This is a genomic window from Mycobacterium liflandii, assembly GCF_022354805.1.
Lineage (GTDB): Bacteria > Actinomycetota > Actinomycetes > Mycobacteriales > Mycobacteriaceae > Mycobacterium > Mycobacterium marinum.
In genome coordinates, this window is sequence record NZ_CP023138.1 from 1066638 (window position 1) to 1080883 (window position 14246).

At 64.7% G+C, this 14246-nt stretch carries 12 protein-coding genes and 2 pseudogenes; 4 read left to right on the top strand and 10 right to left on the bottom strand.

The annotated features are described in order from the left end of the window. Positions 1–150 precede the first annotated feature (150 nt). Complete coding sequence (locus tag CKW46_RS04890) at positions 151–1401, top strand: MFS transporter (protein ID WP_482052904.1); 1251 nt, start codon at positions 151–153, stop codon at positions 1399–1401. 40 nt (positions 1402–1441) lie between these two features. Here CKW46_RS04890 and CKW46_RS04895 read toward each other — a convergent pair whose 3' ends face one another. From CKW46_RS04895 to CKW46_RS04915, 5 genes and pseudogenes are all read right to left on the bottom strand, one after another. Further along, entirely contained in the window at positions 1442–1597 is a 156-nt protein-coding gene (locus CKW46_RS04895) for a hypothetical protein (RefSeq protein WP_015354256.1), read from the bottom strand. A 50-nt stretch (positions 1598–1647) separates the two neighbouring features. Further along, on the bottom strand, positions 1648–2394 hold the full coding sequence (locus CKW46_RS04900; RefSeq protein ID WP_012392478.1) for a succinate dehydrogenase/fumarate reductase iron-sulfur subunit: 747 nt from the start codon (positions 2392–2394) through the stop codon (positions 1648–1650). Then, positions 2394–4321: pseudogene (locus CKW46_RS04905) on the bottom strand (fumarate reductase/succinate dehydrogenase flavoprotein subunit). The gene CKW46_RS04900 and the pseudogene CKW46_RS04905 overlap by 1 nt, the downstream one beginning before the upstream one ends. A gap of 46 nt (positions 4322–4367) precedes the next feature. After that, complete coding sequence (gene sdhC, locus CKW46_RS04910) at positions 4368–5189, bottom strand: succinate dehydrogenase subunit SdhC (RefSeq protein ID WP_117436199.1); 822 nt, start codon at positions 5187–5189, stop codon at positions 4368–4370. A 78-nt stretch (positions 5190–5267) separates the two neighbouring features. After that, a complete protein-coding gene (locus CKW46_RS04915) occupies positions 5268–5564 on the bottom strand; it encodes an Rv0250c family protein (RefSeq protein ID WP_012392481.1) in 297 nt (98 codons plus the stop codon). A gap of 115 nt (positions 5565–5679) precedes the next feature. Here CKW46_RS04915 and CKW46_RS04920 point away from each other — a divergent pair, with 115 nt between their 5' ends. Beyond that, positions 5680–6450 (top strand): isocitrate lyase/PEP mutase family protein, encoded by a 771-nt coding sequence (locus CKW46_RS04920; RefSeq protein ID WP_482052905.1) that lies wholly within the window; start codon positions 5680–5682, stop codon positions 6448–6450. A gap of 74 nt (positions 6451–6524) precedes the next feature. On the opposite strand, the gene CKW46_RS04925 is transcribed toward CKW46_RS04920, so the two are convergent. Next, entirely contained in the window at positions 6525–6983 is a 459-nt protein-coding gene (locus tag CKW46_RS04925) for an Hsp20/alpha crystallin family protein (RefSeq protein ID WP_482052906.1), read from the bottom strand. Between the two features lie 215 nt (positions 6984–7198). On the opposite strand from CKW46_RS04925, the gene nirB reads away from it, so the two are divergent. Further along, on the top strand, positions 7199–9775 hold the full coding sequence (gene nirB / locus CKW46_RS04930; RefSeq protein WP_482052907.1) for a nitrite reductase large subunit NirB: 2577 nt from the start codon (positions 7199–7201) through the stop codon (positions 9773–9775). Positions 9776–9800: 25 nt separating this feature from the next. Beyond that, complete coding sequence (gene nirD / locus CKW46_RS04935; protein WP_012392485.1) at positions 9801–10157, top strand: nitrite reductase small subunit NirD; 357 nt, start codon at positions 9801–9803, stop codon at positions 10155–10157. Between the two features lie 136 nt (positions 10158–10293). Here nirD and CKW46_RS04940 read toward each other — a convergent pair whose 3' ends face one another. From CKW46_RS04940 to CKW46_RS04955, 4 genes and pseudogenes are all read right to left on the bottom strand, one after another. Next, a complete protein-coding gene (locus CKW46_RS04940; protein WP_117436203.1) occupies positions 10294–10749 on the bottom strand; it encodes a TetR/AcrR family transcriptional regulator in 456 nt (151 codons plus the stop codon). Positions 10750–10805: 56 nt separating this feature from the next. After that, a complete protein-coding gene (locus CKW46_RS04945; RefSeq protein ID WP_482052908.1) occupies positions 10806–11567 on the bottom strand; it encodes a sirohydrochlorin chelatase in 762 nt (253 codons plus the stop codon). Beyond that, positions 11558–12709 carry a uroporphyrinogen-III synthase gene (locus CKW46_RS04950; RefSeq protein ID WP_482052909.1) on the bottom strand — a complete coding sequence of 384 codons (1152 nt, stop codon included), beginning with the start codon at positions 12707–12709 and terminating at the stop codon, positions 11558–11560. Before CKW46_RS04950 ends, CKW46_RS04945 begins: the two co-directional genes overlap by 10 nt. A gap of 78 nt (positions 12710–12787) precedes the next feature. Continuing rightward, positions 12788–14192: pseudogene (locus tag CKW46_RS04955) on the bottom strand (MFS transporter). Between the last annotated feature and the right edge of the window lie 54 nt (positions 14193–14246).

A 14246-nucleotide genomic window follows, 5' to 3' on the forward strand; every position in this document is an offset into this window, starting at 1 on the left:
TAACCAACTCGATCGTTCTCCAGATAGCCCGTGCCTACACTCCGGCCCCAATAGCGCGGCACCAAAGATCATCAACCCAGCTCACAAGCCTGCTAATCAACAACGCCGGAGCCCTGGGGGGCGACCCGGGTGGCCGGCGGGTAGCAGAACGTGGTGGAAACATCGCGTCCGGAAGGACGCATCGATGGCCCGAGCAAGCGTGTTCTGTGGCTGGTCATCACGCAAAGTGGCTTCTACCGGACGGCACTTCAGCTTGGCAATGTCCCCATCGTTTTGCCGTTTGTGGTGGCCGAACTCCACGCGGAATTGTGGATGGCGGCACTAATTTTTCCCGCGTTCACAGCCGGAGCGGCAATTGGAAATATGCTCGCGCCCGCCGTGCTCGCCGCGGTCCCGAGACGCCGCCGATTGGTCATCATTGTGTTCGGGCTGACCGTCCTGGCCGCCGTCAATGCGATGGGCGCAACCATGGGCGACGGAAACGAAGCCGGATCGCTGTTCTTGGTGAATGTGCTCTTTATCGGGGCGGTGTCAGCCTTCTCCTTCGTGGCGTTCGCGGATTTGGTGGCAGCGATGCCGTCGGGAACCGATAGGGCGCAGGTGCTGCTCACCGAAGCCGGCGTCGGCGCGGCGTTGACGGCGATCGTCACCGTGGCGTTGTCCTTCGTGCCCCATGAAGACCACTTGACCAACAACATCCGCCTGCTGTGGACCGCCACTGCGGCGATGGCAATCTCCGGGCTGATTTGTCTGGGGTTGCCGCAGCGGATCGTCCCGCCCGTGCACAAGGCCCCGGGGCTGAACAAGGTCGTGCACGTCGGGCTGGCGCCCTTGCGTCGTGAAAGTTGGTATCGCCGCTACCTGGCAGTTCAGCTGCTGTTCGGATCGGTCGTGCTGGGGAGCTCGTTCTACAGCATCCGCGTTGCCGCAATACCCGGGGACGAGCACGACAACGTCGTCGTCTTGGTCTTGTTCGTCTGTGTCGGACTCGTGGGTGGGATACGGGTGTGGAATCGGATCCGCGAAAGATTCGGGCTGGTCGGCTTGTTTGCGGGCAGTGCGATTCTCAGCATCGCCGCGGCAGTGATCGCCATCGCGTTTCAGCTGGCCGGATCCTGGCCCAACCTGGTGGCCATCAGCCTGGTGATCGCATTGGCGTCAATCGCCAACCAAAGCGTGTTCACCGCGGGGCAACTGTGGATTGCCCACAATGCCGATCCCACGCTGAGAATCTCGTTGATCGCCTTCGGGCGACTTGTCATCAGCGCGGGCCTGGTGGGGTTGAGTTCGCTGCTAGGCATCCTCGCCCAGTTCCACGATGTGGTGTGGCCGGTGATGATCGTTCTGCTGCTCAATGTGGCGGCGGCCTACTCGGCCAAGCGGCTCGCTCCCGCCGACTAGGCCCGCCTCGGCTACCCGATTTCTGCCCGCGGCCAATCCGCTACGGGCGGTCCCCGAGTTCGTCTCGGTAGCCCGCGATACGGCGCTCGATCTCCGCGGCGTCATCGTGGCGGCCCTGCTTGTGCGCGAGTTCAGCGCGGACGGTCAACTCGCGGATCGCGGTTCGGATGTCGCTAATGCTGGTCGTTTCTCGCATCACTGCGGGGTACCCGGCGCGGCCCCGGGCCTAACGCTAGGGCCGCCAAGTCAGCGTCGGAACAGCTTGTTGCCCAGCCACACGACCGGGTCGTACTTGCGGTCGACCACGCGCTCCTTCATCGGGATCAGTGCGTTGTCGGTGATCTTGATGTTTTCTGGGCATACCTCGGTGCAGCACTTGGTGATGTTGCAGTACCCCAGGCCATGCGCCTCTTGTGCCTCGTTGCGCCGGTCCCGAGTGTCGAGGGGATGCATTTCCAGTTCGGCGATGCGCATCAAGAACCGCGGACCGGCGAACGCCTTCTTGTTCTCCTCGTGGTCGCGGATCACGTGGCAGACGTTCTGGCACAGGAAGCACTCGATGCACTTGCGGAACTCCTGCGAGCGCGCGACGTCGACCTGGGCCATCCGGTACTCGCCCGGCTGCAGCTCCTTGGGAGGCGCGAAAGAGGGAATCTCGCGTGCCTTTTCGTAATTGAACGAGACATCGGTGACCAGGTCGCGAATCACCGGGAAGGTGCGCAGCGGCGTCACGGTGACGATCTCGTCTTCGGCGAAGGTCGACATTCGGGTCATGCACATCAGTCGCGGCTTGCCGTTGATCTCCGCCGAGCAGGATCCACACTTGCCGGCCTTGCAGTTCCAGCGCACCGCCAGGTCGGGCGTTTGGGTCTGCTGCAGACGGTGGATGACATCGAGCACCACTTCACCCTCGTTGACCTCGACGGTGAAGTCGCGCAGCTCGCCGTTGCTCTCGTCGCCGCGCCACACGCGCAAGCTCGCGTTGTAACCCATTACGTTCTCCGTCCTGGATGGTCGGCCAACTCTTCGGCGGTGTAGTACTTCTCCAGCTCGGAAATCTGGAAGAGGTCCAGCAGGTCCGGCCGCATTGGTACCTGCGGCTGGCGGGTGATGGTGATGTGGGAACCGTCGGTGGCTTCCTGGGCGGCCCGGCAGACCAACAAGACGTTGCGCCAGTTCGGGTCCATGCCGGGATGGTCGTCGCGGGTGTGCCCGCCCCGGCTCTCGGTGCGTTCCAGCGCGGCCCGAGCCACACACTCGCTGACGGTCAGCATGTTGCGCATGTCGATCGCGAGGTTCCAGCCCGGGTTGTACTGGCGGTGGCCTTCGACCTGCACATGCTCGTAGCGTGCCCACAGCTCCCGTAACAGGGTCAACGCCTTGCTGATCTCGTCGGCGTTGCGGATGATGCCGACCAGGTCGTTCATCAGGAACTGCAGGTCCATCTGCAGCGCGTACGGGTTTTCCGGAGCGGTGCCGTCGGTGGGCCCTTCGAACGGCGCCAGGGCCAGCCTGGCGGCGGCGTCGACGGACTCCGGTGAGACGGTCGGACGGCTGCTCAGCGCGCGCACGTAGTCGGCGGCGCCCAGGCCGGCCCGCCGACCGAAGACCAGCAGGTCGGACAGCGAGTTCCCGCCCAGCCGGTTGGAGCCGTGCATGCCGCCCGAGCACTCGCCGGCGGCGAACAGCCCGGGGACCGTGGCCGCGCCCGTGTCGGCGTCGACCTCGATGCCGCCCATCACGTAGTGGCAGGTCGGCCCGACTTCCATCGGCTCCTTGGTGATGTCGACCCCGGCCAGCTCCATGAACTGGTGATACATCGACGGCAGCCGGCGCTTGATCTCCTCGGGGTCAGCCGCGACGCGATGTCGAGGTAGACGCCGCCGTGCGGGGTGCCCCGGCCCGCCTTGACCTCGGAGTTGATGGCGCGGGCCACCTCGTCTCGCGGCAACAGGTCAGGGGTGCGACGGGCCGAGTCGTTGTCTTTGAGCCACTGGTCGGCTTCTTCGGCGGTCTCCGCGTATTGGCCTTTGAACACCGGCGGGATGTAACCGAACATGAATCGATCGTCATCGGAGTTCTTGAGCACCCCGCCGTCACCGCGAACACCTTCGGTGACCAGGATCCCCTTCACACTGGGCGGCCACACCATGCCGGTCGGGTGGAACTGAACGAACTCCATGTTGATCAACGTCGCGCCGGCCCGCAGTGCCAGGGCATGCCCGTCGCCGGTGTACTCCCAGGAGTTGGACGTGACCTTGAAGGACTTGCCGATCCCGCCGGTGGCCATCACCACGGCGGGCGCCTCGAACAGGATGAAGCGGCCGCTTTCCCGCCAGTAGCCGAAGGCTCCGGCGATCCGCCCGCCGTTTTCGGGACCGTCTTTGAGTAGCTCGGTGATCGTGCATTCGGCGAACACCTTGATCCGAGCCTCATAGTCGCCGACCTCGGCGAAGTCCTCCTGCTGCAGCGACACGATCTTCTGCTGCATGGTGCGGATCAACTCCAGGCCGGTGCGGTCACCGACGTGGGCCAGCCGCGGATAGGTGTGCCCACCGAAGTTGCGCTGGCTGATCTTGCCGTCTTTGAGGCGGTCGAACAGCGCGCCGTAGGTTTCGAGCTCCCAGACCCGGTCCGGGGCTTCCTTGGCGTGCAGTTCGGCCATGCGCCAGTTGTTGAGGAACTTCCCGCCTCGCATGGTGTCGCCGAAGTGGGTTTTCCAGTTGTCTTTGGGGTTGCTGTTACCCATCGCGGCCGCGCAGCCACCCTCGGCCATCACCGTGTGGGCCTTGCCGAACAGCGATTTGCACACGACCGCGACTTTCAGGCCGCGCTCGCGTGCCTCGATGACCGCCCGCAGCCCCGCGCCGCCGGCACCGATCACGACAACGTCGTAGGAGTGCCGTTCGACCTCAACCATTGAAAACCTCGCTCAGCTATTTCTTGATAAATCCTGAAACGGCTTGTCAGCCAATAAATCTGAGATCTGTGATGGTGTTAGTAGCCACCAGCATGATGTAGAAGTCGGTGAGCGACAGGGTGCCCAGCGTGATCCACGCGAATAGCATGTGCCGGGTATTGAGCTTGCTCACTTGTGTCCAGATCCAGTAACGCACTGGGTGTTTGGAGAAATGCTTTAGACGGCCGCCGGTTGCGTGCCGGCATGAATGGCAGGAAATGGTGTAGGCCCAGAGTAAAAGCACGTTGGTCACCAAAATGACATTGCCTAAACCGAATCCAAAACCCGTGGGCGAGTGGAAGGCCATAATTGCGTCGTAGGTGTTGATAAGTGACACCACTACCGCAACGTAGAAGAAATACCGATGGCTGTTCTGAATGATCAGCGGCAGACGGGTTTCCCCGGTGTAGTGCGCGCGTGGTTCGGGTACCGCGCAGCCGGTCGGTGATTGCCATACCGAACGGTAGTAAGCCTTGCGGTAGTAGTAGCAGGTGAGCCGGAAACCGAGCAGGAACGGTAATACCAGACTTCCCAACGGAATCCACCAGGGAAAGTGCCCGAACCAGACACCAAGGTGGCTTGCGCCCGGTGCGCAGGACGCGCTGACGCACGGCGAGTAAAAGGGTGTCAGGTAATGGTATTTCTCCGCCCAGTAGCCACTGCCCCAAAACGCCCGGGTGGTGGCATAGACGATGAACGCCAGGAATCCGATGTTGGTGACCAGCGGCGCCCACCACCAGAGGTCGGTACGTAGCGTCCGCTGCGGGATTTTGGCCCGGCTGGGTGAGAAAACGCCAGTATCAGGACGGTTCGCCGTGGGTGCGCTCATCTAGTGTGATCCTCTTCGAGTGGTATCTCGTCGAAGGGTACACAGATAGAGGACCCTGATTTCGGCGGGGCTTGATTGTCAGTATCTACTGTGACCCCCGACACCTTCGTCGTCGACATCGCGCCAGAAATCGCGGTCATAGTCGGTGTCGGGGATGGCGATCTTCTCGACGGATTGCTGCACCGAAGCTCGATCCAGGTCCAATTCTGCGATATCGGTGTCGAGTAATTGGATGTCGGTGAGGATCCGATCGGCATCGATGACGACGCGGCGCATGCCTGAATCGTCGCCGTATCGCGACTTCAGCGAGGTCACGCACCGCCTCAGATCGCCGATGAGATCGTGCAGTTCGGCGAGTTCGTTTGTGGGGGACAACGCATGCTCCCTACGGGCTGATGGTGTTACGGATCACAGTACGCCCACCGATACTATCCACAGTCTCTGCCAGACGGCAGTCAAGACATAGCGCGGGCAGGAAACCAAGGTCGCCATGCCATCCGAGCAAGGTTTGAATGTCACCGCCGAGCGCGCCCTGGCGTTGCTCGCGCTGCATCAGCCCGGCAACCCGGTGGTGTTGCCGACGGTGTGGGACGCGTGGTCGGCGCGGCTGGTCGCGAACGCCGGCTTCGCCGCCCTGACGGTGGGCAGCCACCCACTGGCCGATTCGATCGGAAAACCTGACAACGAGGGGATGTCGTTCGACGACGTGCTCGCCCGGGTCGCGCAGATCACGGCGGCCGTCGACATCCCGGTGTCGGTGGACATCGAATCCGGGTATGGGCTGGATGCGCAGCGGTTGATCGAGGGCTTGCTGAGCGTGGGCGCTGTTGGGCTGAACATCGAAGACACGGTGCACTCCGAAGGCGCAAGACTGAGGTCTCGCCGCGAACACGCCGAGTTGGTCGGCGCGTTACGGTCGGCCGCCGACGCGGCCGGCGTGCATGTCGTCCTCAACGCGCGCACCGATCTTTTCCTGCGTCGCGACGGTGACCCGGCAGACCGCTTCGAGCGGGCCGTGGCGAGGTTGACCGAGGCCGCGGCCGCCGGCGCCGATGTGCTGTACCCGGTGGGCCGTCACGACCCGGATACGTTGCGGCGGTTGGCGGCGCAGTTGCCGCTGCCGATCAACGCGATCGCGCTGCCCGACCAGGACGATCCAGCCTCATTCGGCCGGTTGGGTGTCGCCCGGATCAGCTTCGGCCCCTTTCTGCAGGCCGCCCTGTCCGGCCGGGCGACCGAGCTGCTGGCCCGCTGGCGCTGACCGGAGTCGAATGCCGCTGACCCGGCGGAGCCGTTCACTCCGCCGGGTCAGTGCGCCCAGCGAGCCGGCCGGACCTACTTGGTGATTGCGATGCGCTGCGGCTCACACGCCGCCGGATCCCGGTAGGCGCCTTGCACCCGCACGGTCAGCACGCCCGCGTCATAGGAAGCCGAGACGGCCTCGCTGGTGACGTGTTCGGGCAGCTGGAACGACCGGCGGAACGATCCGTACCGGATTTCGCGCAACGTGCGGCGGTCGGCTTCCCCAGCTTCCTGGGCGTGCTCGTCGCGGTGTTCGCCGCGAATGACCAGCTCGCCGCGCTCCACCTCGACATTGACGTCGTTTTCCACGTCCACGCCGGGCAGCTCGAGGCGGACCACTGCGTCGTCGCCGTCCTTGACGATCTCCGCGGCCGGATTGAATCCGGTGGCCAGCGGCTTGTACCAATCGGATGCCGCCGCTGGTCCGAAGAAGTCCCGCAGCCAGCGATCGGTGCTCCAGGCCGGACGAGACCACAACGCGAGATTGCTCATGATTTTCTCCTTATGCTTCCGTGTGAGTTAGCTGTGTCCGGCTCCTCGCCGGTCGGCTACTAGCAAGAACATGAGTCGACTACGCTAAAGTTCTACCTGGGGTTTCGCCCAGAGCGAACGGGGTCACACAGTCCGTTGGCAGGTGTGAGCGCCACGTCACCCACGTGTCACATTTGGCGATTTTTCGGTAATTTCCCGCCTCTAGCCTTCATGCCATGGCCCCAGGCGGAACTGTGCGTGCGCACGATGCGAACCCCGGTGTCCCGCGACACGTCATCGTGGTGGGCCACGGCATGGTGGGCCACCGGATGGTCGAGGCGCTTCGGGCCCGCGACACCGACGATCGCTGGCGGGTCACGGTGCTGGCCGAGGAAGCGGATGCGGCATATGACCGCGTGGGCCTGACCTCCTACACCGAAACCTGGGATCGGGCTCAGCTGGCATTGCCGGGCAACGACTACGCCGGTGACGAGCGGGTTCGGGTGCTGCTGAACACGCGGGTCACCGAGATCGACCGCGCGGCCAAGTCGGTGGTCACCGCCGACGGCACGCGACACGGTTATGACGCCCTGGTGCTGGCCACCGGGTCCTACGCCTTTGTCCCTCCGGTGCCCGGCCATGACCTGCCCGGCTGCCACGTGTATCGCACGCTCGATGACCTCGACGCTATCCATGCCTGCGCCGAACGCGCACTGCGCGATGGCCACGGTGGCGCCGGCGTGGTCATCGGCGGTGGCCTACTCGGGCTGGAAGCCGCCAACGCGTTGCGCCAGTTCGGGTTGCAGACGCACGTCATCGAGATGATGCCGCGGTTGATGGCCCAACAGATCGATGAGGCCGGGGGCGCGCTACTGGCCCGGATGGTTTCCGACCTCGGGATCGCTGTGCACGTCGGGACGGGCACCGACTCGATTGAGTCTGTCGAGCATTCCGATGGCGCGACGTCGCTACGGGTGCGGCTGGCCGGCGGCGACGTCATCGACGCCGGCGCATTGATTTTCGCGGCGGGTATCCGGCCCCGCGACGAATTGGCCAGGGCGGCCGGCCTCGCGATCGCCGAGCGCGGCGGCGTGCTCACCGATCTGTCCTGTCAGACAAGCGATCCCGACATCTACGCGGTCGGTGAGGTGGCCGCCATCGAGGGGCGCTGCTACGGATTGGTCGGGCCCGGCTACACCAGCGCCGAGGTGGTGGCCGACCGGTTGCTCAACGGTGTCGCGGAGTTCCCCGAAGCCGACCTGTCGACCAAGCTCAAGTTGCTCGGCGTTGACGTGGCCAGCTTCGGCGACGCGATGGGTGCTACCGAGAACTGCCTCGAGGTAGCCGTCAACGACGCGGTGAATCGCACCTACGCCAAGCTGGTGCTCTCCGATGACGCCAAGACGCTACTGGGCGGCGTGCTGGTGGGCGACGCTTCCGCGTACGGGGTGTTGCGCCCGATGGTCGGCAGCGAGTTGCCCGGCGATCCGTTGGCGCTGATCTCGCCCGCCTCTGGCGACGGTGCTGGTGCCTTGGGCATTGGCGCACTGCCCGATTCGGCACAGATCTGTTCCTGCAACAACGTCACCAAGGGCGAGCTGAAGTGTGCGATCGCCGACGGCTGCGCCGATGTGCCCGCGCTCAAGGCGTGCACCGCGGCCGGTACCTCGTGCGGTTCGTGCGTGCCGCTGCTGAAGCAACTGCTGGAAGCCGAGGGTGTCGAACAGTCCAAGGCGCTCTGCGAGCACTTCAGCCAATCGCGCGCGGAACTCTTCCAGATCATTTCGGCTACCGAAATCCGGACCTTCTCGGGACTGCTACAACGCTTTGGTCGCGGAAAGGGTTGTGACATCTGCAAACCCGTGGTCGCGTCGATCCTGGCGTCCATCGGGTCCGACCACATCCTGGACGGCGAGCAGGCTTCGCTGCAGGACTCAAACGATCACTTTCTGGCCAACATCCAGAAGAACGGTAGCTACTCGGTGGTGCCGCGGGTCCCTGGTGGCGACATCAAGCCGGAGCATCTGATTCTGATCGGCCAAATCGCCCAGGAATTCGGGCTTTACACCAAGATCACCGGCGGCCAGCGGATCGACATGTTCGGTGCGCGAGTCGATCAGCTGCCGCTGATCTGGAAGCGGCTGGTCGATGCGGGCATGGAGTCCGGCCACGCCTATGGCAAGGCGTTGCGGACGGTGAAGAGCTGCGTGGGTAGTGACTGGTGTCGTTACGGGCAACAGGATTCGGTGCAGCTGGCCATCGACCTGGAACTGCGTTACCGAGGCCTGCGGGCGCCGCACAAGCTCAAGCTGGGCGTTTCGGGTTGCGCGCGCGAGTGTGCCGAAGCCCGCAGCAAGGACGTCGGCGTCATCGCCACCGAAAAGGGCTGGAACCTGTACGTCGGCGGCAATGGCGGCATGACTCCCAAGCATGCTCAGCTGCTGGCCAGCGACCTCGACACTGAGACGCTGGTCCGCTACATCGACCGGTTCCTGATGTACTACGTCCGAACGGCCGATCGGCTACAGCGCACCGCGCCGTGGGTCGAATCACTTGAGGGCGGACTCGATCACGTCCGCGAGGTCGTGTGTGACGACTCCTTGGGCCTGGCCGAAGAGTTCGAAGCGGCGGTGCAGCACCACGTCGCCAACTACAAGTGCGAGTGGAAGGGCGTGCTGGAGGACCCGGACAAGCTGTCGCGGTTCGTCTCTTTCGTAAATGCCCCCGACGCCGCCGACCCGACAGTGACATTCGCCGAGCGTGCGGGACGTAAAGTTCCTGTCTCCATTGGCATTCCGCGGGTCCGATCATGAAGTCGCGAAGATTCTAGGAGGTAGTGTGACACTTCTCAACGACATTCAGGTATGGACCACCGCCTGTGCATACGACCATCTGATCCCCGGCCGGGGTGTGGGTGTGCTGCTCGATGACGGCAGTCAGGCGGCTCTGTTCCGGCTGGACGACGGCTCGGTGCACGCGCTGGGAAACATCGACCCGTTCTCCGGTGCGGCCGTGCTGTCCCGTGGCATCGTCGGTGATCGGGACGGCCGTGCGGCAGTTCAATCTCCGATTCAGAAACAGGCGTTCGCGCTCGACGACGGTAGCTGCCTTGATGATCCACGCGTTTCGGTGCCGGTGTACCCGGCGCGTGTCACTGCGGAAGGCAAGATTCAGGTCGCGCGGTTGGCCGCCTGACCGGGTCTACGGATTTGGGCGTGAGCCCACGGATCCGGGGGTGCAGCCGTGGCGATCCAGCTCACGATGTGACGCCCCATGCGCACGGTCAAGCCCCAGGATGCCCGCCCGATATCGTGGCAGGCGGCTTGGGCGCCTACTCCCGGCTGATGTCGCCGACAAGGTAGTGCTGCATGGTGGGGCCGATGGCGTCCACCAACGCATCCACTGACATTGAATGCATTGGTTCGGAGCGCAACCCGTAGCGCATGATGCCCAAGCCGACCAATTGCGAGGCACATAATGACGCGCGGACGGCGATCTTATCCGCGCCGAGCATTTTGAGCAGTGGGTTGAAGATGGGCCCGATCAACATCGACTGGACGATTTCGGCCGTCTTGGCCAGGCCGGTGGAGGCGACAGCGCTGGCGGCGAACGGGCCGCCGCCCGCCGCGTCCCACGTGGTGATCAGCATGTACAGAGTCCGGCGGCCGACCTGGTTGACACTGCCGGCGACAATCTTGTCGATGAACTCCGGTGTGCCGAAGGGCAAACGCAGCAGCTTCGCCACCGGATCGAGGAGCCCGCGGGAGGGCTCTTCGTTATTGGCCATGGTGTCAGGATCACCCGGATATAGTCAAAGATCAAGCATTGTCCACGTCGGCGTTCTCAACCAACAATGCTTTGTGTTTCATGTGATTCGGCTCGGGTGTGCATCGGTGATCGTGGAACCGTAGGCACCGCAGCCGAGATGGCGCTGTGGAACCGCGTCGCGATCAGTTCGGCCAAGCCGGGGTGGTTGCCCAGCGGCGGGGTCACCACGTCGGCGCCGCAGGCGCGCAGCCGCTCCTGGAACAGGCCTTCGGCCAGCAGATAGGAGACGACCACGACCCGGCGGGCCCCGTTGCGCCGCGCGGCGCGAACAGCGGTGCGGAGGTCGGGACGGCCGGTTGCGGCAAACCCGAGGGTCACCGGTGAACCGGTAAGTGCGCACAGGAACGCGCGCGCCGTGCGCAGGTCGTCGAGCGCCCGTCGATCCGATGTCCCAGCCGCGGCCAATATCACCGAATCATCCGGGCGCCAGCCGGATTCCAGCAGCTGCTGGATGAGGATTCTGGCGATCTCCCGGCTGGGGCCCAGTGCCGGGGTGACGGTGACGTCGGGGTGGCCACTGGCCGCGACGTGCGCCGGCAGGTCGATGCGGGTGTGGTAGCCGCGGGACAGGAAGGCGGGTACCACGATTGCCGATTGCGCCGAGCCCCGTCCCGGCGCAGGTCGGCCGAGCACTTCGCTGGGTGTGGGACCCAACACGTCGACAAACGCCACCTGCACGGTCTGCTTCAGCAGCGCGCTCACCCGCGCCGCCAGGTCGCCGATCATCGCGACACCGGCCGGCCGGCGGGTGCCGTGCGCCGTGAGTATCAGGTGCATGCGGTGTCGTCCTGGGTGTCGAGCGCCAGCCGGTAACCACGCTTGACCACCGTCGCGATGATGTTTTTGTCGCCCAGCGCCGTGCGCAGCCGCAATACGGCGGTGTCTACCGCGTGAGTGTCGTCGCCGTTTCCGGGAAGCACATTCAGCAGCTCGCTGCGGGCGACGACGTCTCCGGGGCGCTTGGTCAAGGCGCGCAATATCGCCATGCCCGACCCCGACAGTGTCTTGATGGAGCCATCGACGAGCACGCAGGTTCCACGGATGTCGACGACGTGGCCTGCGGCGTTCACGGTGCAGGAGCCAAGTAGCGGAAGTTCCTCGGCGATATGACGGGCCAAGGCGCCCAGCCGCATTCGCTCCGGCGATGAGGTGGGCACCCCCTTGCGGATCAAGGGGCGAGAGGTGACGGGGCCGACGCACATCGCGTGTACGTCGTTGCGCAGCGCCTCCAGCAGTTCCTCTTCGATATCCAGCTTGCGGCCACGCTCGAGCACCGCGGCCGCGGCGGGCGCAGAGGTGAAACTCACCGCGTCGAACTGTCGCCGGGCGATCTCGGTGACCAATTGGTCGAACGCGCCGCCCAATGGCGTTGGCTTCCAGCGGTACACCCGAATGGGCACCACCTCGGCCCCCGCCGCGCGGAGGCCGCCGACAAACTCGGGGAAGGGATCCCAGCCATCGGCCGCGCCGTGTAGCTGAATGGCGATCCGCTGACCGGCGACCCCGGATTCAAGCAGGTATTCCAGAACTTCTTGCGAGGATTCCGATTCTGGCGACCATTCTTCGCGCAAGCCCGCCGCGCGTAGCTCGCTGGTCGCCTTCGGTCCGCGCGATATGGTCCGGCCTACCGACAACGCATCAACGAGTTCGCCGGCCAGCCCCCACCCCTCGGCCGCGGCTACCCAGCCCCGGAAACCGATACCGGTGTGGGCCACCAGGATGTCGGGTGGGTTGGCGATCAACGCCTCCGTATTGCCCTGGAGTTCGTCGTCTTCGGGCAGCGCGATCATGTTGATCGCAGGGGCACTGCAGACGTCGGCACCGTGGCGGCGCAGAAGTGCGCACAACTCCTCGGCCCGGCGAGAAGACGTCACCGCAATCCGGTAGCCTCGCAGTGGGTCAGATTTTTGCTGGGCCATATGTCGTGTCTAAGCGTGTGAGGTTTCGGATGCGTTACCAAGCAATTGCTGCCGCATTGCCCACCCCTGCGACCCCAGTCACACTCGGGCCAGCCGGGATCCGGATGCCGTCCCCGCGGTACCGGCGACCGGGACCGCTCGGCGCCCGTATCTCGACCAGGTCAGAAGCGCGGCGCCGACGTAAAACAGCAGGAAGACCCAATAGGCGGAGGTGTCTGTTCCGGTGCTCAGATAGGACTGTCGCAGCGCCAGATTGATGCCCACGCCCCCGAGGGCGCCAAAGGCGGCGACAAATCCGATCACCGCTCCCGACATGGCCTGTGACCAGCGGCGTCGCTCGAATTCGGTGATCTGGTTCCGGTGGCTGAGCGCCTCGAAGACCGAGGGGATCATCTTGTACACCGAACCGTTGCCCAGGCCGGCGAGCGCAAAAAGGGCCAGGAAGCCGCCGATGTAGCCCGCCGTCATCGCCACGGTGGCCGGACCTGGGGTGTGGTCGCCGTGGGTACTGATGGCCACCAACAGCCCGGTAAACAACGCCATCGTGATGAAGACCGCCAGGGTGACCCGGCTGCCGCCGACCCGATCCGTCAGTCGGCCGCCGTAGATCCGGGCCAGCGAGCCCAGCGCCGGCCCGATGAAGGCGAACTCGGCCGCGTGCAGGGCGGCCTGTGCGTGGCTTTGTCCGCTACCGACGAAGTTGATCTGCAGCACCTGGCCAAACGCGAAGGAGAACCCGATCCAGGAGCCGAAAGTGCCCAGATAGAGCAGGGCCAGTACCCAGGTGTCGCGCTGGGTGAGGATGGCCCGCAAATGGCCCACGTCATAGGTGGCGTGCGCCAGGTTATCCATCTGGCGGGCCGCTCTGACGGCGACGACCGTCAACAGCAACAGATACAGTCCACACACCCAATACGGCTGGTGATAGCCGGCGATCGCGATCACCAGCAGCCCCACCAGCTGAATCATGGGGACGCCGAGATTGCCGGCGCCGGCGTTGAACCCGAGAGCGAAGCCTTGGCGCCGATGCGGGTAGAAGGCGTTGGTGTTGGTCATCGACGCCGCGTAGTTGGCGCCACCGCATCCGGTCAATGCGGCGCATGCCAGATACGGCCACAGCGGCAACCCCGGGTGGCTCAGCAACCAGATCGTGCCGATGGTGGGAATGGCCAGCACCGCAATCGAAAACACGGTCCAGTTCCGGCCGCCGAAGGTGGCGATACCCAGCGAATACGGGATGCGCAGGCAGGCCGCAACAAAGGTGGCTGTGGCGCCGAGCAGGAATTTGTCCGCAGCGGAGAAGCCGTAAACGTCGTAGGGCATGAACAGCACCAACACCGGCCAGAGCGTCCAAACCCCAAAGGCGACGTGGTCGCTATGCGGTGATCCACAGCAGGTTGCGGCGAGCGACGGCGTGGTTGCTGGCCTCCCAAGCCTGGGCGTCTTCGGGATCCCAGTGCTCGATCCGATGGTTGCGGTTCATGTTGGCGTCTGCACCTTTCGCCGACGGTGGCGCCGCTTTTCCGGCAAGCATGCG